The 22,283-nt window shown below is 35.1% G+C and carries 20 protein-coding genes; 8 read left to right on the forward strand and 12 right to left on the reverse strand.

The features are described from left to right. Positions 1 to 310 precede the first annotated feature (310 nt). Positions 311 to 1,387 (forward strand): peptide chain release factor 1, encoded by a 1,077-nt coding sequence (gene prfA, locus G9Q29_RS10475; RefSeq protein WP_166136806.1) that lies wholly within the window; start codon positions 311 to 313, stop codon positions 1,385 to 1,387. 80 nt (positions 1,388 to 1,467) lie between these two features. Here the strand turns inward: prfA and G9Q29_RS10480 are convergent, their stop codons facing one another. The 7 genes from G9Q29_RS10480 to G9Q29_RS10510 form a co-directional block, all read right to left on the reverse strand. After that, positions 1,468 to 1,809: a hypothetical protein gene (locus tag G9Q29_RS10480; RefSeq protein WP_166136809.1), complete on the reverse strand. Its 342-nt coding sequence runs from the start codon at positions 1,807 to 1,809 to the stop codon at positions 1,468 to 1,470. Between the two features lie 239 nt (positions 1,810 to 2,048). Continuing rightward, the gene (locus tag G9Q29_RS10485; protein ID WP_166136812.1) at positions 2,049 to 2,342 is read right to left on the reverse strand and encodes a YtxH domain-containing protein; all 294 of its coding nucleotides are present in this window, start codon (positions 2,340 to 2,342) and stop codon (positions 2,049 to 2,051) included. 19 nt (positions 2,343 to 2,361) lie between these two features. Beyond that, on the reverse strand, positions 2,362 to 2,505 hold the full coding sequence (locus tag G9Q29_RS10490; RefSeq protein ID WP_166136815.1) for a lmo0937 family membrane protein: 144 nt from the start codon (positions 2,503 to 2,505) through the stop codon (positions 2,362 to 2,364). 24 nt (positions 2,506 to 2,529) lie between these two features. After that, positions 2,530 to 3,165, reverse strand: a complete 636-nt coding sequence (locus G9Q29_RS10495; RefSeq protein ID WP_166136818.1) for a porin family protein — start codon at positions 3,163 to 3,165, stop codon at positions 2,530 to 2,532. 375 nt (positions 3,166 to 3,540) lie between these two features. Further along, positions 3,541 to 5,328, reverse strand: coding sequence for a sensor histidine kinase (locus G9Q29_RS10500; protein ID WP_166136821.1), 1,788 nt, complete (start codon positions 5,326 to 5,328; stop codon positions 3,541 to 3,543). A 1-nt stretch (position 5,329) separates the two neighbouring features. Continuing rightward, positions 5,330 to 5,776 carry a response regulator gene (locus G9Q29_RS10505; protein WP_166136824.1) on the reverse strand — a complete coding sequence of 149 codons (447 nt, stop codon included), beginning with the start codon at positions 5,774 to 5,776 and terminating at the stop codon, positions 5,330 to 5,332. Between the two features lie 11 nt (positions 5,777 to 5,787). Further along, entirely contained in the window at positions 5,788 to 6,351 is a 564-nt protein-coding gene (locus G9Q29_RS10510; RefSeq protein WP_166136826.1) for a helix-turn-helix domain-containing protein, read from the reverse strand. A gap of 408 nt (positions 6,352 to 6,759) precedes the next feature. On the opposite strand from G9Q29_RS10510, the gene pyrF reads away from it, so the two are divergent. From pyrF to G9Q29_RS10525, 3 genes are all read left to right on the forward strand, one after another. Beyond that, positions 6,760 to 7,602: an orotidine-5'-phosphate decarboxylase gene (gene pyrF, locus G9Q29_RS10515; protein ID WP_166136829.1), complete on the forward strand. Its 843-nt coding sequence runs from the start codon at positions 6,760 to 6,762 to the stop codon at positions 7,600 to 7,602. A gap of 42 nt (positions 7,603 to 7,644) precedes the next feature. After that, entirely contained in the window at positions 7,645 to 8,439 is a 795-nt protein-coding gene (locus tag G9Q29_RS10520; protein WP_166136832.1) for an ABC transporter substrate-binding protein, read from the forward strand. A gap of 236 nt (positions 8,440 to 8,675) precedes the next feature. Continuing rightward, positions 8,676 to 9,461 carry an alpha/beta fold hydrolase gene (locus tag G9Q29_RS10525; protein ID WP_166136835.1) on the forward strand — a complete coding sequence of 262 codons (786 nt, stop codon included), beginning with the start codon at positions 8,676 to 8,678 and terminating at the stop codon, positions 9,459 to 9,461. A 219-nt stretch (positions 9,462 to 9,680) separates the two neighbouring features. On the opposite strand, the gene purU is transcribed toward G9Q29_RS10525, so the two are convergent. Together purU and G9Q29_RS10535 are read right to left on the reverse strand one after the other, a co-directional pair. Next, positions 9,681 to 10,535, reverse strand: a complete 855-nt coding sequence (gene purU, locus G9Q29_RS10530) for a formyltetrahydrofolate deformylase (protein ID WP_166136838.1) — start codon at positions 10,533 to 10,535, stop codon at positions 9,681 to 9,683. A 109-nt stretch (positions 10,536 to 10,644) separates the two neighbouring features. Beyond that, the gene (locus tag G9Q29_RS10535; protein WP_166136841.1) at positions 10,645 to 11,352 is read right to left on the reverse strand and encodes a DUF4197 domain-containing protein; all 708 of its coding nucleotides are present in this window, start codon (positions 11,350 to 11,352) and stop codon (positions 10,645 to 10,647) included. Between the two features lie 281 nt (positions 11,353 to 11,633). Here G9Q29_RS10535 and G9Q29_RS10540 point away from each other — a divergent pair, with 281 nt between their 5' ends. After that, positions 11,634 to 15,062, forward strand: a complete 3,429-nt coding sequence (locus G9Q29_RS10540; protein WP_166136844.1) for a methylmalonyl-CoA mutase family protein — start codon at positions 11,634 to 11,636, stop codon at positions 15,060 to 15,062. Positions 15,063 to 15,272: 210 nt separating this feature from the next. Continuing rightward, positions 15,273 to 16,139 (forward strand): alpha/beta hydrolase, encoded by an 867-nt coding sequence (locus G9Q29_RS10545; RefSeq protein WP_166136847.1) that lies wholly within the window; start codon positions 15,273 to 15,275, stop codon positions 16,137 to 16,139. A gap of 92 nt (positions 16,140 to 16,231) precedes the next feature. Here the strand turns inward: G9Q29_RS10545 and G9Q29_RS10550 are convergent, their stop codons facing one another. Next, the gene (locus G9Q29_RS10550) at positions 16,232 to 16,801 is read right to left on the reverse strand and encodes a DUF1543 domain-containing protein (protein WP_166136850.1); all 570 of its coding nucleotides are present in this window, start codon (positions 16,799 to 16,801) and stop codon (positions 16,232 to 16,234) included. A gap of 88 nt (positions 16,802 to 16,889) precedes the next feature. On the opposite strand from G9Q29_RS10550, the gene G9Q29_RS10555 reads away from it, so the two are divergent. Next, complete coding sequence (locus G9Q29_RS10555) at positions 16,890 to 17,387, forward strand: hypothetical protein (protein ID WP_166136853.1); 498 nt, start codon at positions 16,890 to 16,892, stop codon at positions 17,385 to 17,387. A 54-nt stretch (positions 17,388 to 17,441) separates the two neighbouring features. Here the strand turns inward: G9Q29_RS10555 and G9Q29_RS10560 are convergent, their stop codons facing one another. Both G9Q29_RS10560 and G9Q29_RS10565 read right to left on the reverse strand, forming a co-directional pair. After that, a complete protein-coding gene (locus G9Q29_RS10560) occupies positions 17,442 to 18,386 on the reverse strand; it encodes a TerC family protein (protein ID WP_166136856.1) in 945 nt (314 codons plus the stop codon). Between the two features lie 155 nt (positions 18,387 to 18,541). Next, complete coding sequence (locus G9Q29_RS10565; protein ID WP_166136859.1) at positions 18,542 to 19,555, reverse strand: glutamine synthetase beta-grasp domain-containing protein; 1,014 nt, start codon at positions 19,553 to 19,555, stop codon at positions 18,542 to 18,544. 259 nt (positions 19,556 to 19,814) lie between these two features. Here G9Q29_RS10565 and G9Q29_RS10570 point away from each other — a divergent pair, with 259 nt between their 5' ends. Further along, on the forward strand, positions 19,815 to 22,004 hold the full coding sequence (locus tag G9Q29_RS10570) for a glutamine synthetase III family protein (RefSeq protein WP_166136862.1): 2,190 nt from the start codon (positions 19,815 to 19,817) through the stop codon (positions 22,002 to 22,004). Positions 22,005 to 22,283 lie beyond the last annotated feature (279 nt).

Consider the following 22,283-nt stretch of genomic DNA (forward strand, 5'->3'; position numbering starts at 1 on the left):
AAAAACCTTAAAAGTCTTTTTTAACGAAAATCCATAGCCCTGATGGAAGCGGCATCTCCCGATTATAAAAACAAGGCTTTTTAGCCGTAGTTTTTATGATCGGGAATACAGCGGACAGCAGGAATAGCTCCTAAAAAAACCTTTGATTGTGTACTATTTTACTGTTGAAAGTTGCTACCGTAGGGCTGTTTGTATTGTTGATGGCTTTGTGCTGATAAAGATTTATGTAGATTAAGAAGACACCAAAAACGAGCCTTGCAAACTGAATACTTTTTTCGTAATTTTGCACCCTAAATAAAGGACTAAGAAAATGTTAGATAGACTGCAAATAGTAAAACAGCGTTTTGATGAGATTTCGGATTTGATTATTCAACCGGATGTAATCTCGGATCAAAAGCGTTATGTGCAATTGAATCAAGAGTATAAAAGTTTAAAGGCGTTGGCCGAAAAACGCGATGAATACGTTTTGTTAATGGCTAATATTGACGAAGCCAACGAAATTATAGCTGATAATAGTGATGCAGATATGACCGAAATGGCCAAAATGCAACTAGAGGAAGCCAAAGAACGTTTGCCAGTGCTTGAAGAAGAGATCAAATTCATGTTGATCCCAAAAGATCCGGAAGATGCTAAGAACGTGATGGTGGAGATTCGTGCCGGTACAGGTGGTGACGAGGCCAGTATTTTTGCAGGTGATTTGTTCCGTATGTACACTAAATACTGCGAAAACCATGGTTGGAGAACATCTGTAGTGGATATGAACGAAGGGACTTCGGGCGGATTTAAAGAGGTGATCTTTGAAGTTACAGGTGAGGATGTGTACGGTACTTTGAAGTTTGAAGCGGGTGTACACCGTGTACAACGTGTTCCACAAACGGAAACGCAAGGTCGTGTACATACATCGGCAGCGACAGTGATGGTTTTGCCAGAAGCGGAGGAATTTGATGTGCATATTGATATGAACGATGTTCGTGTTGATTTCTTTTGTTCGTCAGGACCTGGAGGACAATCGGTAAACACGACCAAATCGGCTGTACGTTTAACGCACATTCCTACTGGATTAGTGGCTCAGTGTCAGGATCAAAAATCACAACACAAGAATAAAGATAAAGCTTTTGGCGTATTGCGTTCTCGTTTATACGAGCAGGAATTAGCTAAAAAGCAAGCTGAAGATGCCTCTAAACGTACTTCGCAAGTAAGTTCGGGTGACCGTTCGGCTAAAATTAGAACGTATAACTATGCGCAAGGACGTGTTACAGATCACCGTGTGGGCTTAACACTTTATGATTTGGGTAATATCATGAATGGTGACATTCAAAAAATTGTTGACGAGTTGCAATTAGTAAACAATATGGAAAAATTAAAAGAAGCGAGCGAGGTTTTTTAAATTTCGATTTCTTTTTCAAAATTAAAAAATACCGTGCCTTTGGGACACGGTATTTTTTTGAATTAATAATACTTTTTTTATTATTCAGCTAAGAAACTAGTATCTGACTCAATGGTAAGACCAAATAGTGCTTGCTTAAAGGATCTATATTTTTTACTAGCCGAATCCATTTTGGTGCCTAAGTTTTTTGAATCTTCTAAATTGTCCATTTTAAAATTGAGTTCGGTAGTCTTTTTTTCAAAAGCCGTTTCAATTTTATTCCAATTTGCTTTAGCGTCTGCTTTATTTCTAGAAGTAACTGAATCTACGAATCGCACGTAATCATTAGTTACGATTTCTACTTTTTTTTCGGCTTCACTTTGGCAAGATAGCAAGCAGATATTCAGTAAGAGGATTAGTAGAAGTATTGAGGCATTTTTCATTTTTCATTTATTTTTAGAGATTATCAGCATTACTTGTACTGATTTTTCTTGGGTCTCATGATTCCCATTTATTTTATTTAAAGTGGAATCATAAAATCTTTTTCGGTAATTGGAACAATTTTTATAATCTATGAGTTTTTTTGGTGTAATAGTTTGAAATAGTTGGTGAGATTTAAAAATTAGTAAAACAGCAAAATTCACACTACTTGTGATAGTGTGAATCGTACTGAATTGATCTTTTATTTTTGTTTGTTGATGTCTGCAAGATGATTAAAATTTTGAACTTCATCTTTGATGATTTCTGTCGTGTGCCCTAAAAATTCTTGTGATTCTCTTTTTAGATCTTGCACAGTTTGTGAAATTTTATCTGACAATTTCCCAGTTGTTTCAACAACTTTATCTTTCAAATCGGTGCTTTTATCAGCGATTTTTTTTCTAGTTTCACTTCCTTTTGCTGGAGCGAATAAAATTCCTAAAACAGTTCCTACTGCTAGTCCACCTAATATTCCTACTGCTAAATTGCTATTTTTCATGTTTTCTAGTTTTAATTGATTATCCTTTGATTACTCTTAGTAAAATAGCGATTAGTGCTATTACTAATAAAATGTGAATGATTCCTCCTGCGCTGTAAACGAAGAATCCTAATGCCCATAGTATTACCAATACTACTGCTGCTGCGTATAATAAGTTTTGCATAACTGTATGTTTTTAAATTTTTTTTTAAAATTTTATTGCCGCGTAAATGCTCAATACGCTATTTTTTGAATCGGGAAAGGTGTAGGTTCCTCCAGCAAAATTACGCTCTTTACCTACGGTAGTTAATCCGTAATTGTATCGTGCTCCAATTCCGAATTTGTCAAAATCGAAACCAACACCTGCAGCAACTCCTATATCTACAGTATTTAAATCATCTTTGTCAATTGATTCCTCAAAATTGATGTTTCCATCTTGACCTTCATTTGTTATTTTAGAATCAATTAGGAAAGCTGCGTAAGGACCAAAATGCACGTTGAAATTTTTGGTTAAATTGGCTTTAACTAAAACTGGTACTTCTACATAGTTCAATCTAAACTTAGCTGTTCCTTGTGCAAATAAATTATCGTATCGTAATTCTGCTCCTTTTGTGGTGTAGTTTAATTCAGGTTGAATCGCTAAACTTGATGATATTGGTAATGTTGCAAAAAGACCAACATTGAATCCGCTCAATAGGTTTTGATCATCTACATCTTCCGTGTAAAGGTTAGACATGTTGTAACCTCCTTTTATACCTATAGAAGGGCTGTTTTCTTGTGCTTGTATTTGCGATACTCCTGCAAGAACTAGAACAAGCGCTAAAATGTTTTTTAAGTTTTTCATATCGTTTGTTATTTGTAGTGTTAATTTCTTTTTACAAAGATGCGATCACTTCACAAATTGCGTGTTACATCAATTTATTGATTTGTTATAGAATTTACAGATGTACTTGATGGGATTAATATAAACGATCTTATTAAACACTCATTTAAGAGTTTTTTGTGACGGATAATTCGTTTATAAGTGGTTCAATATTAATGTTTTATTGTTGTTTTTTTGATTTCACTCCAACTAGAATTTTTTCATGAAAGGTGTTACATAATATAACTATTTGCAACAGTATTAATTTTTGAAAATGTCAAGTAAGGCCATAAAAAAAACAGCAGCTAGACTTAAAAAGTCGAACTGCTGTTATGATTGTACATTGTAAATTTTGATTTACACTGCGGGTAAAAATAGGGTAAAAGTAGCTCCCACACCTAACTCTCCTTTTGCAAAAAGATAACCTTTGTGATTTTCGGCAATTTTTTTACAAATAGCTAGCCCAATGCCAGTGCCATCGTATTCGTTTTTGTTGTGTAAGCGGTTGAAAAGGATGAATATCTTTTTGGCATACTCTTGCTCAAACCCAATACCATTATCAATAAATTTTATTTTATGGTAATTAACTAATGTATTGTGAGGTAACAATTCCTCGTCCAAAGCACTGACTAGCTTAGATTTAATTGTGATTGTAGGCGCCACATCAGTTTTACTGTATTTCAAGGAATTATTGATCAAGTTGGTGAATAATTGTTGAATTTGAAAAGGAATAACGTGTAAACTAGGAAGTGTTTCGCTTTCAATTATTCCTTTTTTCTCTTCAATTACTTGCGCTAATTCTTGTTTTACATGATCTAATAAGTCATTTAAATTGGCTTCTTCAAAGATTTTTTCAGCTTTGTTGGTACGTGAAAATTGCAATAAATCTTCAATTAATAAGCGCATTCGTTTTGCTGATGCTTGAATGCTAGTTACATATTGTTGACCTGATTTCGACAAATTTTCGTAGTCCTTACTTATCAGTCGGGATAAGAAAGTTTCTATTTTGCGCAGTGGCTCTTGTAAATCGTGACTTGCTATATAATTAAAAGCAGTTAATTCTTTATTGTTGTTTTCAAGTTCTCTGTTTCTTTCTTCAATAAAATTTTGTGCGTATACTTGTTCCGTAACATCGCTAGTAGTACCAATATGGGTGCGCTCCCCGGATGCTACAGTAACTACACGTCCGGATGCTCTAAAATATCGAATTTCTCCATCCTTACGAATGACGCGATAGGTAAAGGGACTTAAATTAGTTTTTTCTTGAACGCTTTTAGAATTTTCAATTACATATTGTAAATCTTCTGGGTGAACAAATTTATAAAATTCCTCGGAGCTAGCTTCAAAAGATTGTGGTGCACAACCCAAAAGGCGGTATTCATTATCAGAAAAAGCAAATTTACCGCTATCAATGTTATATTGCCAGCTACCAAATCCGCCCACAATTTCAGCTAAATTGCTGGCTTCATTGGCTACGGTCAAAGTATTAATGGTGTTTTTAAGTAATACTAAGTCACGATTCATTTTAACAAAAGCAATGGTGATCAAAACTAAGGTAACAAGTAATGTAAGATATATTAACAATGGCGTATAACTCATTGTTGAATCATAATCCTGTTGTCTATTGGTTAAAAGGATTTTCTGAGTAGTAATCATTTCGTCTATTTTTTTACGAATAGAGTCCATGGCTTGTCTACCTATGGTTAAGTTGTAACTTAAATCTGCTTCTTTGTAGTTTTTTTGCTGGGTAATATAAATGTTTTTCGAAAGGTAATTTTGTTTTTTATTGATGTAAAAAAGAAGTTTCTTTAAATTGGCTTGTTGCGTTCGACTGTTTTTGGTGAGTTTTGATAATTCGTTGAATGAATTTTTAATCAGTTCTTTCGAATTATTGTAAGGTGTTAAAAATGCGGTGTCTTTAGATAATAAATATCCTCGTTGCCCAGTTTCGGCATCTTTCATGTATGACATTAAACGTTCTAATTCAGTATTCACCGCATGACTATTAGTAACAAAGTGGGATGATTTTTTTAAAACAGTGATGTGCTTAAAAGTAATACCACCAATAAAAAAAATTACTGCTACTGAAACAATAAAAATTATTTTTAAAAATAGGGGTGATTTATGAATTTGAATGTATTTCATTTTATAGACGCATTAAAAAATTGTCCTTGTTTAATCCTGAAGTGTGGTATTGCCAATTTATTGTTACTACTTCGGATAGAATTTTTTTAAGATCTTCAAAGTCGCTCGGTTTTTTGATATAGATATTGGCTCCATTTACAAAAGTCTCTTCGATATGCTCTTCGGATGATGAGGTAGAGTAAATTGCAATTGCGATATCACTTAGTTTTTCGTTCTGCTTGATCTCAAGTAAACATTCTACGCCGTTTTTCTTGGGCATATTCAAATCTAAAAACAACACATTTGGCAAAATAGAATCTCCGTGATTCAAGTAGTCCATTAGCTCCACACCGTCGTTAAATGTCATTACATTGGTTTTCATTTTGAGTTCTTCGAATGCGTCAGTAAAAAACAATCTGTCGTCTTCGTCATCATCAGCAAGGCATATATTTATAAAGTCAGTATTCATCGTTGTTTTGTTTAAATTGAGTTTTTCGTACTTAAAGCTCTACGTTTTTGAATAATTTTTTGAAAGGCAGAGGGTGTCATGCCCGTTGTGTGTTTGAATTGCGTACTAAGGTGAGCCACACTTGAATAATTCAGTTGAATCGAAATTTCAGTTAAATTCATAGGAGTATTAATCATCAGCTGTTTGGCCAATTCAATTTTTTGGATGATAATAAAGTTTTCAATAGAAGTATACGTAACCTCCGAAAAAACATTTGATAAATAGGCATAGCTCAAATTTAGTTTATCAGCTATGTAAACCGAACTTTTTACTTGCAATGGTTTTTCGCTGTGCACCATCTCAATAATGGCATCTTTAATCTTTTGAACCAAAACGCTTTTTTGATTTTCTACAATATCAATACCGTATTCTCTAAAAACGCTAGTGAGTTCGTCCATTTTAGCGGTAGGTACTTTTTCTAAAAAATTAAATTCTCCGAATCCGATAATATTAAATTTATAACCCAGCTCAGTCAGTCTATCTTGAACAATTTTTTTTGTCAATTGTACATAATCGAATTTTAAATATACTTTCATAAAAATTGTTGTTTAATGTAGTAAAGATATGAAAACTGTTCTTTTAACAATAATGTTGTTCGACACAAAAAAAAGTTCTTAGTATGTACACATTGAGAGAGGGTTCGTAATAACAACTAATTTAGTTGCAATATTGTATTTTGTTTTTGATTATGAGATGATTAGAGGTGTGTTTTTTTAGGACATGTTTGATTTACTTATTTTCCTAAAGAATAAACAATAGTTAATTTTATTATTTTTTTTGTAATGTTAATACTATTTTTTATCTGATTCACTTCATTAGATTGTAACTCCTTGAATTATTTTATTCTTTCCGGAAAATGTTTTTTGACTAGCTTTGTTTTTTATCACCCTACACTAGCAAATTTTGCTCCTTTGTTTGTAGTTTTGCAGCACAACTACAACAACATGACTACACAACAATTATTTGAACAAATTCAACTCAAAAAATCCTTTCTTTGCGTTGGTTTAGATGTCGATTTGACTAAAATTCCGCAACATATATTAGCACTTGAAGATCCTATTTTTGAGTTTAACAAAGCTATTATTGATGCAACCCACGATTTGGCAGTATCCTACAAGCCAAACACGGCTTTTTACGAAGCTTACGGAATCAAGGGTTGGATTTCACTTCAAAAAACAATCAATTACATCAACGAGAATTATCCGGATCTATTTACCATTGCTGATGCTAAACGGGGCGATATTGGAAATACCTCTTCTATGTATGCCAAGGCATTTTTTGAAGATTTAAATTTTGATAGTGTTACCGTGGCTCCTTATATGGGTAAAGACTCTGTCGAGCCTTTTTTGGCTTTTGAAAACAAGCATACTATACTTTTGGCCTTGACTTCAAATACGGGTGCATTTGATTTTCAAACTTTGAAATCTAAATCTGAAAAACTTCCTGAAGCAGAATTGTACCAACAAGTTCTAGAAATTTCTAAGAATTGGACCAACAGCAAAAATCTAATGTATGTGGTGGGTGCTACAAAGGCCACTTATTTTTCAGAAATTCGAAAAATTGTTCCTGATAGTTTTTTATTGGTTCCAGGAGTAGGTGCGCAAGGAGGCAACCTAGCTGAAGTGTGCGCACACGGAATGAATGATCAAGTAGGATTGCTAATAAATTCTTCTCGAGCGATTATTTATGCATCTAACGAACTTGATTTTGCAGACAAAGCACGTGCAGAAGCGCTTAAAATGCAGAAAGAAATGCAAGTGATTTTAGAAGCTAAATTTTCGAACTAAGCAGTAATTGCACTTTTAATTTTTTTATTTTCTTGATTTTTAATGAAAACATACACTGACCAACTCGGGATTACACATTCTTTTGAATCCGCTCCGCAGCGCATTATTTCACTTGTGCCCTCGCAAACAGAATTATTGTATGAGTTGGGGTTAGAGGAAAAAATTGTTGGGATAACCAAATTTTGCGTGCATCCGTATCATTTTAAATCAACTAAAAAAATTGTTGGTGGTACAAAAAAAGTTCATTTCGAAAAAATAAAACTTTTGCAACCCGATATTATTATTTGTAACAAAGAGGAAAATACCGAAGAGATGGTGACCGAATTACGGAAAATTGCCACCGTTTGGGTTACAGATATTTGCACAATCGAGGACAATTTGCAAATGATTACTGATTTCGGGCAACTTTTCAATGCCCGTACCGAAGCTCAAAAATGGAACGATAAGTTAAAATTTGCTTTGGCAAACTTTAAAAATTTCATTGCTGATAAACCAATCAAAAAGGTGGCTTACTTCATCTGGAAAGATCCTTACATGGTAGCCGGTGGATCTAACTTTATAAATGAATTATTAAAGTTAAATCATTTTGAAAATATTTATGAAGGCAGAGGTCGTTACCCCGAAGTAGAAATCAGTAAAATTCGTGCAGAAGGCGATCCTGCCATCGTGTTTTTGTCATCGGAGCCGTTTCCTTTTACAGAGCAACATGCTTTTGAAATTGGCGTACATACGCACCACGCCAAAACAATATTTGTAGATGGCGAGATGTTTTCTTGGTACGGCAGCAGGTTGCTTAAAGCGTTTGATTATTTTATAAAGTTACACCAAAATCTATAGTTCACATTCTTCGTGGTATATACTTGATTCCAGTTCAATTTTGGAGAGGTCAAAATTTACAGTTGCTAAGAACTGGTATTCTTCAATGAGTTTTTCTATTTCACGCTTCTCTTTCAATAATCCTTTCATGGGTGCAATTTTTTTGCAAATTTAAGGCTTACTTTTATAAAATTCGTAATATTTTTTGTTAAGATTGAGATTTCGATTTAATGTGTTATTTTTACCAAAAAAAACACGTGATTAGTTACACCATATATAGCAATGCTTCAACTGACCAGTGGGTTACTTTTGTACATGGTGCAGGAGGGAGTTCGTCTATTTGGTTCAAACAAATTAGAGATTTTAAAAAGCAGTACAACGTTTTACTATTAGATCTTCGCGGACACGGAGAATCAAAAACAACTTTAAAAACGGCCTTCAAACAAAAGTATACCTTTTCTGCTCTGGCAAATGACATACTTGAAGTCTTAGACCATTTACAAATCAAGAAATCACATTTTGTTGGCATATCGCTTGGTACTATTTTAATTAGACAATTAGCCGAAATGTATCCGGAACGTGTACAAAGTATGATTTTAGGAGGCGCTATTTTAAAAATGAATTTTCGTTCGCAAGTTTTGATGCGCTTGGGTAATATGTTCAAATATGTGCTACCATATTTGGTTTTGTATCAATTTTTTGCCTTTGTAATCATGCCGAAAAAAAGTCACAAACAATCGCGACTACTTTTTATCAATGAGGCCAAAAAATTGTATCAAAAAGAATTTATTAAATGGTTCAAGCTAACGGCCGAAATAAATCCGGTACTCAAATGGTTCCGTCAAGTTGAATTGAATATCCCAACGCTTTACGTAATGGGCGAGGAGGATTATATGTTTTTACCTTCCGTTCGTCAAGTAGTTCAAAGCCATTACAAGTCTTCTAAACTTTTTGTCGTTCAAAATTCAGGACATGTCGTAAACGTGGAGCAACCCAATATTTTTAATGAGGTGGTGCTTTCTTTCCTTAAAACAGCCCACTAAAAAAAATGCCCGCACAAGTTGTGCGAGCAAATCTTTAACTAACCAAAACCAAAATAATAAATAACCAGTTTATTACACTACAAAGGTCGGCAACAAGTTGAGATATCGTTGTTAAGATTTTGTTATTACTTTGCGAACCATAAGTTAAGATTTTAAGACGCTTTGTGATTAAGTTTTTTTAATGATTAAAAAACTGACTATCAGAGTTTTGTTTTTTAATTATAGAAAAACAACTGTCTTATTATTGTACACCATCGTCTTGTGCTCTGCATGAAGTTTGATCGCTCTTGCTAATACCATTCGCTCTACATCACGACCTTTAGTTATAAAATCTTCAATAGAATGGCTGTGCGATACGCGTGCAATATCTTGCTCAATAATTGGTCCTTCGTCTAAGGCTTCGGTCACATAATGACTTGTAGCGCCTATGATTTTTACACCACGTTTAAAAGCAGAATGATACGGCTTGGCACCAGGAAAAGCAGGCAAAAATGAATGGTGTATATTGATAATTCTGTTTTTGTAACGCGCAATCAAGTTTGGAGTTATTATTTGCATGTAACGCGCCAAAACAATGAAATCAATCTCGTATTTGTGGAGTATTGCTAGCTGTTGCTGTTCGCCTTGTTCTTTTATTTCTTTGGTAAAAGGTACATGGTGAAACGGAATCCCAAATTGTTGCGCAACGGGTTCTAAATCCCTATGATTGCTGATTATTACACAAATCTCAAGTGGTAATTCATTAGTTCGGTAACGACCCAAAACATCATACAAACAATGATCGTATTTGGAGACAAAAATTGCCATCTTCGGTTTTTGTTCTTGGGTAAACAATTGCCAAGTCATTTCGAAAGGCGCTGCCAATTGTTGCTCAAAATCTGCTTCTAGCGCCTTCAAATCATTTTTCGGATTTTTAAACTCGCATTCAATGCGCATAAAAAAAACATCTTCGTCCTCGTCTACGTGTTGGTCTAAGTACACAATATTGCCGTCAATACTGGCAATGTAATTGGTTACAGCAGCAATGATACCTTTTTGGTCTTTGCAATGTATGAGTAAGGTAATTTTTTGCATTTGAATTGTTGTTATAACTGGAATTCAGTAATTTGTATCAAAAATAACCAAATCAATTCATTTAAAAAATCGCTGAGGCAACCAAATATGTTTTAAAAAAGTGGACTAGTTATTTTTTGTCTTGCATGGCAAATACACGCTGCAACAAAACAGAAGTTCGTGCACTTAAGTTGGTTCTAATGTTTTGCTCCTCAACGGCCACCATTTTAAATACGCCATTCAAAGCTTGATTAGTCACATAATCTGTCAAATCAGGATTCACTTTGTTCACAAGCGGGATGCTGTTGTATTTTGTGATAATATTAGCCCAAACTTTATCAGCGCCTACTTTGGTAAATGAATTTTTAATAACCGGATTGAATTTTCCATACAAAGCCGTACTCGTGCTGTTCTGTAAATAGGTGGTTGCTGCGATTTGGTTGCCCAATAAAATAGTTTTAGCATCGGCAAAACTCATATTGCGCACCGCGTCTACGAAAATTGGAGTTGCTTGCTTCACGGCATCTTCTGCTGCACGATTCAAAACTTTTAAACCTTCATCAGCCAAGGAACTTAATCCAATTTTGCGCAAGCCTGCATCTACTTTTCTCAATTCAGTAGGTAGTAAAATCTTCACGGCCTCATTGCGATAAAACCCGTCAGTTGCTGTTAATTTGCTTACTTGTTTCGAAATTCCGTTGTTCAACGCTTCTTTTAATCCGCCCGCAATATCCACGCCGCCTATACCTTGTGTTTGCGGAAATTGACTCATCACTTGCTGCATTTCGGCACAACTCGATAAAGAAAGTGCGACTGCTAAAACTATAATTTTTTTCATAAAAAGAATCGGTTACATTAATTGGCCATCTGCCATTGGTAAAAATACAACAATTGCAAAAACAAAGCCAATTATTGACAAGGAGCAGGCGTTTTTGTTTTCAAATCACGGCTTCTCCCGCTTTCCGCTGTATCCTCGCTCCCAAAAAAAGCGAGGGATGCCGCTGCAATCGGGGCTAGAATAGCTATTTTTTGCTTCGATTGTGAATAACATCATCCAACTTCAAATAGTTTTTTAAAATAAAATTGTAAATTGCAGGCTTAAATTATCATATTCATAAAATGGAACAACAAATACCATATATCCCTAACAATAAAGTAAGAATTGTAACGGCAGCAGCTCTTTTTGATGGCCATGATGCAGCAATCAATATCATGCGCCGAATTATCCAATCTACCGGTGTCGAAGTGATTCACTTAGGTCACGACCGCAGTGTTGAAGAGGTGGTGAATACTGCCATTCAAGAAGATGCAAATGCTATTGCCATTACCTCTTATCAAGGTGGTCACAATGAGTATTTTAAATACATGTATGACTTACTTCAAGAAAAAGGGGCGGGTCAAATAAAAATATTTGGTGGTGGTGGCGGTGTGATCCTGCCTTCTGAAATTGCAGAATTACAAGCTTACGGAATCACTCGTATTTACGCACCTGATGATGGGCGTGCCATGGGATTACAAGGAATGATTAATGATTTGGTTCAAAAAGCTGATTTCCCAACAGGAAATCAATTGACTAATGAGTTGGAACAATTAGAGTCTAAAAACCCAACAGCATTAGCGCGTATTATCTCTGCAGCCGAAAATTTCCCTGAAGTTGCCGCTAAAACTTTAGAAGCAATTCAAGAAAAAAATGCAAATAGTACGACTCCCGTTTTAGGAATCACTGGTACAGGTGGTGCTGGTAAATCATCTTTGGTTGATGAATTAGTGCGTCGTTTCTTGATTGATTTTCCTGAAAAAACAATCGGTTTAATTTCTGTTGACCCATCAAAAAGAAAAACAGGTGGTGCACTTTTAGGCGATCGTATCCGTATGAACGCCATAAACAATCCTCGTGTGTACATGCGCTCTTTGGCTACACGTCAATCTAATTTGGCTTTATCAAAATACGTTGCCGATGCGATTCAAGTAATCAAAGCAGCCAACTATGATATTATTATTTTAGAAACTTCAGGAATCGGGCAGTCTGATACTGAAATCATGGACCACTCTGATGTGTCTTTATATGTAATGACACCGGAATTTGGTGCAGCTACACAATTAGAAAAAATTGACATGCTTGATTTTGCTGATTTAGTAGCAATCAATAAATTCGACAAACGAGGTTCACTTGATGCGTTACGCGATGTTAAAAAACAATACCAGCGCAACCATAATTTATGGGATGCGGATTTAGATTCGCTACCAGTTTTTGGAACTATTGCTTCGCAATTTAATGATCCAGGAATGAATACGCTCTACAAAGCCATCATGGACAAAGTAGACGAAAAAACAAATTCAGACTTAAAATCGACCTTCCAGATTACGCGCGAAATGAGTGAGAAAATTTTCGTAATTCCGCCACATCGTACGCGTTACCTTTCTGAAATTGCCGAAAATAACCGAAAATATGACGAAACTGCTCTTACTCAAGTAGAGGTTGCTCAAAAATTATACGGTATTTACAAAACGGTAGAGTCAGTTTCGAATACGACTTTAGTTTTAAACAAAGCCGGAATTGACGACTCATTTATTCTTAGCAGTCAGCCAGAATCGCAATTGTTTTTACAGTTGTTATTGAAAGAATTTGATCGTGTAAAAATGAATTTAGACCCTTACAACTGGGAAATCATTTTAACATGGAAAGAGAAAGTAGATAAATACAAAAATCCCGTTTATACCTTTAAGGTGCGTGACCGCGAAATTAAAATGGCTACGCATACAGAGTCGTTATCGCACACGCAAATACCAAAAATTGCTTTGCCAAAGTACCAAGCTTGGGGTGATATTTTGCGTTGGTCGTTGCAAGAAAATGTACCAGGTGAATTCCCTTTCGCTGCCGGATTGTATCCTTTTAAACGTGAAGGCGAAGATCCATCGCGTATGTTTGCCGGAGAAGGTGGACCTGAAAGAACCAACAAGCGTTTTCATTATGTGAGTGCGGGATTACCTGCAAAACGTTTGTCTACTGCTTTTGATAGTGTGACATTGTACGGTAATGATCCTCATGTGCGTCCTGATATTTACGGAAAAATTGGAAATGCAGGAGTATCGATCTGTTGTCTTGACGATGCTAAAAAATTATATTCTGGTTTTGATTTGGTTCATGCGATGACATCAGTAAGTATGACCATTAACGGACCAGCACCTATGTTGCTTGGGTTTTTTATGAATGCAGCTATTGATCAGCAGTGTGAATTGTACATCAAAGCCAATGATTTAGAAGCTGAGGTTACTGCTAAAATTGAAGCGATTTACAAAGAAAAAGGTGTAGCAAGACCGAAATATCAAGGCGAATTGCCAGTTGGTAATGATGGTTTGGGATTAATGCTTTTAGGTGTTACTGGTGATCAGGTTTTACCACAAAATGTGTATAACGAAATTAAAGCAAGAACTTTATCACAAGTTCGTGGAACTGTTCAAGCAGATATTTTGAAAGAAGATCAAGCACAAAACACTTGTATCTTCTCTACTGAATTTGCACTCCGATTAATGGGTGATGTTCAAGAATATTTTATTGCCAAAAACGTTCGTAATTTTTACTCGGTTTCAATTTCAGGATATCACATCGCTGAGGCTGGGGCAAATCCAATTACGCAATTGGCATTTACCTTGTCTAACGGATTCACTTACGTAGAATACTACTTGAGTCGCGGAATGAATATTAATGATTTTGGACCAAACTTATCGTTTTTCTTCTCAAATGGTGTCGATCCAGAATATGCAGTAATTGGTCGTGTAGCGCGTAAAATTTGGGCGAAAGCCATGAAAAACAAATACGGAGCGAACGAGAGAGCACAAATGTTGAAATACCACATTCAAACTTCAGGACGTTCATTGCACGCACAAGAAATTGATTTCAACGATATTCGTACTACCTTGCAAGCTTTGTATGCGATTTATGATAATTGTAACTCATTGCATACCAATGCGTATGACGAAGCGATTACTACACCTACAGAAGAATCAGTGCGTCGTGCGATGGCTATTCAATTAATCATCAATAAAGAATTAGGTTTAGCCAAAAACGAAAACCCTATTCAAGGTGCTTTTATAATTGAAGAATTGACTGATCTTGTTGAGGCTGCAGTATTGTTAGAATTTGACCGAATTACAGAGCGTGGAGGCGTTCTTGGTGCTATGGAAACAATGTACCAACGCAGTAAAATTCAAGAAGAAAGTTTGTATTACGAAACCCTGAAACATACAGGTGAATTCCCAATTGTGGGAGTAAATACGTTCTTGAGTTCAAAAGGTTCTCCGACTGTAATACCTGCCGAAGTAATTCGTGCTACTGAAGAAGAAAAACAATATCAAATTGATATGTTGAATAATCTTCACCAATCAAATCAAGATAAAGTAAATGAACAATTGAACAGCATTCAAGAAGCAGCCATTAAAAACCAAAATTTATTTGAACATTTGATGGAAGCAACTAAAGTATGTTCACTTGGGCAAATTACAGCAGCTTTGTTTGAAGTGGGCGGACAGTACCGCAGAAATATGTAAGCAGAGAATCACTTTTTGCAAAGTAAAAAGTGTGTGAGTTGCTTATCCCGCTTTTGGGTGGTATTTTATCAAATAAAATTTAATTTAAGCCAAGCTTAATTGCAATAATAATTCAAAGGTCTTTCTTCACAGAAAGACCTTTGTTTGTTTTGTGGATATCTAAGTCGAATAAAAGTAATGTGTTATATTTACACATTAAACTTTATAACTATGAAAAAATCTCAATTATTACTGGTTTTCTGCTTGTTAGTAGGAACAATGAATATGTATGCCGCGAAAGTAGATACATTGCAAATTCCGAGTGTTGCTATGAGTAAAACCTACAAGGCTGCTGTAGTTTTACCTAATTCGTACGCAAAAAGCAAAAGTAATTACCCAGTTTTGTATTTGCTACACGGTGCCTATGGACATTTTAATGATTGGCTATCTAAAACTCCAGATAAAATGCTAGTGCATAATTTAGCCGACAAGTATAACATTATCATCGTTATGCCTGAAGGAGAAACCTTTAGTTTTTACTTAGATAGTCCAGTTAATAAAGGAAGTCAATTTGAAACTTATATCACCAAAGAAGTAGTTCAAAAAATAGATCAAACTTACAGAACAGTAGCAGATAAAAAAGGTCGGGTAATTTCTGGCTTGTCAATGGGAGGACACGGCGCTATGTATCTTTCAACAAAACATCCTGAATTGTATAGTGCTGTAGGGAGTATGAGCGGTGCGCTTGATATGGGTAGCATTGTTACGCCTGAAAGCAAAGAGAGAATGACCAAATTGTTAGAGCCTGTATTTGGACCAACTGGTGCTCCTCAAGAAGTGTATGCTGCCAATGCAGTGATGAATATGGTTGATAAAATCAAAACGAATAAACTACCAACCATAATTGATTGCGGGGTAGATGATTTTTTAATTGAAACAAATAGGGAACTGCACCGCAGATTAGTATACGCCAAAGTACCGCACGAATATATCGAACGCCCGGGAGCACATACTTGGGAATATTGGGAGAGTGCTTTACCAACTCATTTGTTGTTTTTTCAAGGCGTTTTAAAAAGTAATGGAGTTTTGGTTCCATAAATTACTGTGATTTAGTTCTATAAAAAAGGTCTTTCAGAAATAACTGAAAGACCTTTTTTGTGGAGTCAAGTAAAAGAAAGTTTATAAAAGTATTACTTTAAACCACTAATTTTCACATAACCAATATGTAACTGATCATCTTCGATAACAGTTTCTGATTTTGTTATTTTCAAACCGTAAAGTAATTTGGTTGCTGCAGGAAGCATATCATCTACTCGATAACGATCATCTACATCAACACCATATTTTTCATCAATATGTGATTCCGCACCTTTAAAACCGCAATGTTTAAAAAAGGCGGTGGTTTTCGATTTTCGTGTTGCCAATCCTAAGGTTTTGGAAACTGCAAGTATCTTGTAATGGTATTCTTCAAAGTCATTTTCTTTGTAACCACCCAAATTGAGAAAAAATAATTTTTCTGTGCTACTTTCATCTTTATGTTCGCGTGGCACAATTTCAATGTGGTGATTATTTACTTGAGTCACTTCGCGCCAAGCATCAATATGAATTTTGCCTTTAGCTTCAGGCCAAAAAGCTTTCATTTGAGGAACTAAATCTTTGAGTGAAGTTCCTATTCCAAAAAAAATATCGTGCTGTTCCGTAAATCGTCCATCCGGCTTGCAGCCTAGCATAATCATATATAATTTGAGTTTTGTATCCATTTTTTTAAAGCGGTTTAATTGAAACAAAAAAGTTTGGCATAGTTCGTGAATACTCCTTTAAAACACTAACAATAAAAACTTATAAATCATGAAAAAAATTACCTTACTGTTGGTTTTCATCGGGATGATGACACTGCAAAGCTGCGAAGTTACAGAAATATATGATGAGACTGATGCGCCAAGAACAGAAGTATTTGAAGTAAACACTTCATTTAACAGATTAAATAATTACGAAAAACGAGTGGTTTTTGATCCGCCAATATATTCTTCGGATTCTGTTCTAGTATATCACTTGTATGACGTAGTAAATGGGCAAAAAGTTTGGAAATTAATGGCGCAAACCTATTATTTCTCTGGAGGAGATGAATTAGATTTTAACGTTGAGTATACTAGGTCTTATGTTGATATTTACCTTACAGCTAATTTTGATTTGAATACTTTGTCATCAGATTGGACACAAAATCAAACTTTTAAAATTGTAATTATTCCAGATGGGTTTGCAAAAACTATAGATAAAAATAATATGAGTGCGGTATTATCGGCTCTGAAGGTGTCGCAAGCCGATGTTAAAAAGATCAATTTGTAATTCATATTACAGTCATAAGAAAAAAGGAAATCTATCGATTTCCTTTTTTTGTTGTTACTCTGATTGTTTTGCTTTTTGTAGCGAAACAATTATCCCTACGCCTAAAGCTACTGCTATAAAAGCTAACGAAACCCATTCAGGTAATTTTATAAAATCATGTGCAATCATTTTAACACCCACAAAACTCAATATTGCAATTAAGCTGTATTCTAAGTAGCTAAATTTAGCTAGCATGTTGGCTAGGAAGAAATACATCGAACGTAATCCTAAAATAGCAAAGATATTTGAACTAAAAACTAAAAAAGGATCATTGGTAATAGCTAAAATAGCCGGTACGCTATCAATTGCAAAAACAACATCCATCACCTCTATGACAACCAGAGCTACAAAAAGTGGGGTTGCAGCAGTAATGTGTCTTCTTTTTACAAAAAAATGTTCCTGATCGATATGGTTCGAAATAGGTATTATTTTTTTAAGACTCTTGTAAACGAATGATTTCTTGGGTTGAAATTGTTCGTCCTCGCCGCTAAACAACATTTTCATTGCGGTGTAAATCAAGAATGCGCCAAATATGTAGGTCATCCATGAAAACTTATTGATCAGCATTACTCCAAAAAAGATCATTAAACCTCTAAAAATAATGGCTCCAAGTATGCCCCAAAACAATACACGGTGTTGGTATTTTTGTGGAATTTTGAAAGCTGCAAAAATAATAGCTATCACAAAAATGTTGTCAATACTTAACGAAAGTTCGATTAAATAGCCTGTGATAAATTTTATTGCAGCAGCACTAGGTTTGAGTGCATCTGGATTGGCAATGTAATTTGTAGTATAAAGCCAGTAAACAACACCAGAGAAAAGGAATGATAAGGTAACCCATATTCCAGTCCATTTCCCAGCTTCTTTTGAGCTAATGATATGTGGGTTTTTATTAAATACTCCCAAGTCTAATGCTAGAAAAACGAGAACTGCAGCTAAAAAAGAGATCCAAACAATCATAAGTTTTATTTTAAAATGTAGTACAAAGATAGCTCGAGAATCTTGAAAGAGGAAGTGTATTCAAGATAAAGTTGAATTCCTAAATTTTTAACGTTGTAAAAAAAATGCCTTCACTCGTGAAGGCATTTTAATTCAAAAAAATATAGTGTTCAAAATTATAAAGCAGAGTTTACTGTTTTGATAATTCTAGCTGCAATTTTGTATGGGTCACCGTTTGAAGCTGGTCTACGATCTTCAAGCCATCCTTTCCAACCTTTTTGAACAGTCATCAAAGGAATACGGATTGAACATCCTCTATCAGATACTCCATAAGAGAAATCGTTGATTGAAGCTGTTTCGTGTTTTCCAGTTAAACGTTGGTCGTTGTAAGCTCCATAAACCGCAATGTGCTCTGCAGTTACAGGTCTGAAAGCTTCACAAATTTTTTCGTAAGTTTCTTGAGACCCACATGTTCTTAAAACTTCGTTAGAGAAGTTGGCATGCATACCAGAACCATTCCAATCAGTATCTCCAAGTGGTTTTGGGTGGTATTCAATATAATATCCGTATTTTTCAGTCAAACGATCTAGTAAGTAGCGCGCCACCCAAATTTCGTCACCTGCTTTTTTAGCTCCTTTTGCAAATAATTGAAATTCCCATTGTCCGCAAGCAACTTCTTGGTTGATTCCTTCAAAATTAATTCCTGCAGCAATACAAAGATCAGCATGCTCTTCAACTAATTTTCTTCCGTGCGTATTTTTTCCACCAACTGAACAGTAGTACATTCCTTGTGGTGCTGGATAACCTCCAATTGGGAAACCAAGAGGTAAAAGTGTTTTGGTATCCATAATAAAGTACTCTTGCTCAAATCCGAACCAAAAATCACCATCATCATCAATAGTAGCTCTTCCGTTTGAAGGATGTGGAGTTCCATCTGCATTCATAACCTCTGTCATTACTAAATAACCATTGATACGAGTAGGATCTGGATAAATTGCTACTGGAACTAGTAAACAATCAGACGAACCACCTTCGGCTTGTCTAGTAGATGAACCATCAAAAGACCAATTTCCAAGTTCTTCTAAAGTTCCTTGAAAGTTTTCATGCTCTTCAACTTTTGTTTTACTTCTAAGATTCTGTGTTGGTTCATAACCGTCTAACCAAATGTACTCTAATTTTATTTTCGCCATGACAATTTAAATTACTTCGTGATTATTAATAGTACAAAAGTAAAATAATTTTTTTAACCATAAAATTTAGGGGGTTGTTTTTGTTATTTAATGTGTTATTTTTTTAAAATGCTAATTTTTGATAGGGGTAATGCTGTGTATTGGTATTTTTATAGGGGTTAAAAATAGAATTCTACAAATGCTGAATTTAATTTTTAAACGAAATTGCTTATATTTGACCTTTATCAAAATCAGGAATACTAATTTAAATAAGAACAACATGCCAACATTACGTTTTCAAGCTTTAAGAGAAGCAGCAACTAGAAAGCCTATTCACATTGAAGAGACGGATAGGAAATCAGTCATTTTTGGTTCGAATGTATTTAATGACAAAGCCATGAGACAATTTTTAACCTCAGACGCTTTAAAAGGAATACAAAATGCAGTGCAACATGGTACTAAAATTGATCGCAAACTAGCAGATTATATTGCCATGGGAATGAAAGAATGGGCGCTTTCAAAAGGTGTGACACATTACACGCATTGGTTTCAGCCTTTGACAGGAACAACTGCTGAAAAACATGATGCTTTTTTTGAAACTTCGTTTGATGGTAGTGATCCGGTAGAAAAATTTGGTGGTGCGCAATTGGTTCAACAAGAGCCTGACGCTTCTAGTTTTCCGAATGGTGGTATTCGAAATACTTTTGAAGCGCGAGGCTATACTGCTTGGGATCCTACTTCTCCGGCGTTTATTTTTGGAACAACCTTATGTATTCCAACTGTTTTTATTTCTTATACGGGTGAAGCTCTAGATTATAAAACGCCATTACTTCGTGCGCTTATGGTTATGGATGAAGCTGCTACTGAGGTTTGTAAATATTTTGATAAAAATGTAAAAAAAGTAACTGCCACTTTAGGTTGGGAACAAGAATATTTTCTTATTGACCGTGCATTAGCCAATTCGCGTCCTGATTTGATTATGACCGGACGAACACTTTTAGGTCACACATCTGCCAAAGGACAGCAGCTAGACGATCATTATTTTGGATCGATTCCAACGCGAGCTCTTACGTATATGAGAGATTTGGAGCAAGAATGCATGTTACTCGGTATTCCAGTTAAAACCAGACATAACGAAGTAGCGCCTAATCAATTTGAATTGGCTCCTATTTTTGAAGAAACTAATCTTGCCGTAGACCACAACTGTTTGTTAATGGATGTGATGCAAAAAGTCGCTGAACGTCATGATTTGATGGTGTTGTTCCACGAAAAACCATTCAAAGGTGTAAACGGTTCCGGTAAACATAACAATTGGTCTTTGGCTACTGATACAGGAGTTAATTTATTGAGTCCGAGTAAAACACCAATGAGTAACCTACAGTTTTTAACTTTTTTTATAAATACAATAAAAGCGGTTAACGATAACGAATCTTTGCTAAGAGCCGCTATTGCATCAGCTAGTAATGATCATAGGCTTGGCGCTAATGAAGCTCCACCAGCCATAATTTCGGTTTTTATAGGCGAACAATTGACTAAAGTTTTGGCCGAGTTAGAGGGTGTTACCGCAGGTAAATTATCACCAGAGGAAAAAACAGAATTAAAACTTAATGTAGTTGGTAAAATCCCAGATGTACTTTTAGATAACACAGACAGAAACAGAACTTCTCCGTTTGCTTTCACAGGAAATAAATTTGAATTTAGAGCAGTAGGATCAATGGCCAATTGTTCAAATGCAATGACTACCTTAAATGCTATTGTTGCCAAGCAGTTGCGCGACTTTAAAGTTGAGGTTGATGCGCTAATCGATTCGAAAGACATGAAAAAAGATGATGCGATTTTTAATGTGTTGCGCGAGTACATCAAGCAATCTAAAAAAGTTCTTTTTGAAGGCGATGGTTATAGCGAAGAGTGGGAAGTTGAAGCAAAAATACGTGGGTTGAGTAATTTTAAAACTACGCCCGAAGCTTTAAAAGCCAGAATTTCTAAGCAATCTCTCGACTTGTTCTCAGAGTTAAACATCATGAACCATGTTGAAGTTGAAGCGCGCTACGAGATCGAATTAGAAGAATACACTAAGAAAATTCAAATAGAAGGAAGAGTTTTAGGTGATATTTCTAAAAACCACGTCATACCAACGGCAATTCGTTATCAGAATACATTAATAACTAATGTGAAAGGATTGAAAGATATTTTTGGAGCAGAATTTGAAACCATCGCTAAAGAGCAAATTATCTTGATCAAGGAAATTTCAGGTCATATTGAAGGAATCAATTCAAAAGTTGAGGAGATGACAAATGAGAGACGAGCAGCAAACACATTGACTGATGCCCAAGCAATGGCAGAGGCGTATTGTAACAATGTAAAGCCTTACTTTGAAATCATCAGAAATCATTGTGATAAATTAGAATTATTGGTCGATAATGAAATTTGGACACTGACCAAATACCGTGAACTGCTATTTACAAAATAATTTTAGAATACTTTTTTACTAGAAAGCTCCTCTGCTAAGAGGAGCTTTTTTTAGTTTCATAATTTGTGGTAATGTGCCGTTTTTAAAGGCTTATCAGGCATAAAATTATCATTTAGTATTAAGAAATGTTTAAGTATATATTATCAAATAAATACTTGTATTTATGATAAATTAGTAATATAAAAGTTAACATTTAATACTTTTTATAATTTAGTACAAAATAGTGTGTTATTTTATTTTGCCAAAGTGTAGTTTGTCGATATAGGTTTACTTTTCATC

Origin of the sequence: Flavobacterium turcicum (assembly GCF_011365745.1) — a bacterium.
Taxonomy (GTDB): domain Bacteria; phylum Bacteroidota; class Bacteroidia; order Flavobacteriales; family Flavobacteriaceae; genus Flavobacterium; species Flavobacterium turcicum.

What these genes read in the sequence shown, in the direction of transcription:
- prfA (WP_166136806.1), top strand. Translation starts at nt 311, where the DNA reads ATGTTAGATAGACTGCAAATAGTAAAACAGCGTTTTGATGAGATTTCG.
- G9Q29_RS10485 (WP_166136812.1), bottom strand. Translation starts at nt 2,342, where the DNA reads ATGAAAAATAGCAATTTAGCAGTAGGAATATTAGGTGGACTAGCAGTA.
- G9Q29_RS10550 (WP_166136850.1), bottom strand. Translation starts at nt 16,801, where the DNA reads ATGGATACAAAACTCAAATTATATATGATTATGCTAGGCTGCAAGCCG.
- G9Q29_RS10555 (WP_166136853.1), top strand. Translation starts at nt 16,890, where the DNA reads ATGAAAAAAATTACCTTACTGTTGGTTTTCATCGGGATGATGACACTG.
- pyrF (WP_166136829.1), top strand. Translation starts at nt 6,760, where the DNA reads ATGACTACACAACAATTATTTGAACAAATTCAACTCAAAAAATCCTTT.
- G9Q29_RS10560 (WP_166136856.1), bottom strand. Translation starts at nt 18,386, where the DNA reads ATGATTGTTTGGATCTCTTTTTTAGCTGCAGTTCTCGTTTTTCTAGCA.
- G9Q29_RS10490 (WP_166136815.1), bottom strand. Translation starts at nt 2,505, where the DNA reads ATGCAAAACTTATTATACGCAGCAGCAGTAGTATTGGTAATACTATGG.
- G9Q29_RS10480 (WP_166136809.1), bottom strand. Translation starts at nt 1,809, where the DNA reads ATGAAAAATGCCTCAATACTTCTACTAATCCTCTTACTGAATATCTGC.
- G9Q29_RS10545 (WP_166136847.1), top strand. Translation starts at nt 15,273, where the DNA reads ATGAAAAAATCTCAATTATTACTGGTTTTCTGCTTGTTAGTAGGAACA.
- G9Q29_RS10510 (WP_166136826.1), bottom strand. Translation starts at nt 6,351, where the DNA reads ATGAAAGTATATTTAAAATTCGATTATGTACAATTGACAAAAAAAATT.
- G9Q29_RS10565 (WP_166136859.1), bottom strand. Translation starts at nt 19,555, where the DNA reads ATGGCGAAAATAAAATTAGAGTACATTTGGTTAGACGGTTATGAACCA.
- G9Q29_RS10540 (WP_166136844.1), top strand. Translation starts at nt 11,634, where the DNA reads ATGGAACAACAAATACCATATATCCCTAACAATAAAGTAAGAATTGTA.
- G9Q29_RS10570 (WP_166136862.1), top strand. Translation starts at nt 19,815, where the DNA reads ATGCCAACATTACGTTTTCAAGCTTTAAGAGAAGCAGCAACTAGAAAG.
- G9Q29_RS10505 (WP_166136824.1), bottom strand. Translation starts at nt 5,776, where the DNA reads ATGAATACTGACTTTATAAATATATGCCTTGCTGATGATGACGAAGAC.
- G9Q29_RS10520 (WP_166136832.1), top strand. Translation starts at nt 7,645, where the DNA reads ATGAAAACATACACTGACCAACTCGGGATTACACATTCTTTTGAATCC.
- G9Q29_RS10495 (WP_166136818.1), bottom strand. Translation starts at nt 3,165, where the DNA reads ATGAAAAACTTAAAAAACATTTTAGCGCTTGTTCTAGTTCTTGCAGGA.
- G9Q29_RS10535 (WP_166136841.1), bottom strand. Translation starts at nt 11,352, where the DNA reads ATGAAAAAAATTATAGTTTTAGCAGTCGCACTTTCTTTATCGAGTTGT.
- G9Q29_RS10500 (WP_166136821.1), bottom strand. Translation starts at nt 5,328, where the DNA reads ATGAAATACATTCAAATTCATAAATCACCCCTATTTTTAAAAATAATT.
- purU (WP_166136838.1), bottom strand. Translation starts at nt 10,535, where the DNA reads ATGCAAAAAATTACCTTACTCATACATTGCAAAGACCAAAAAGGTATC.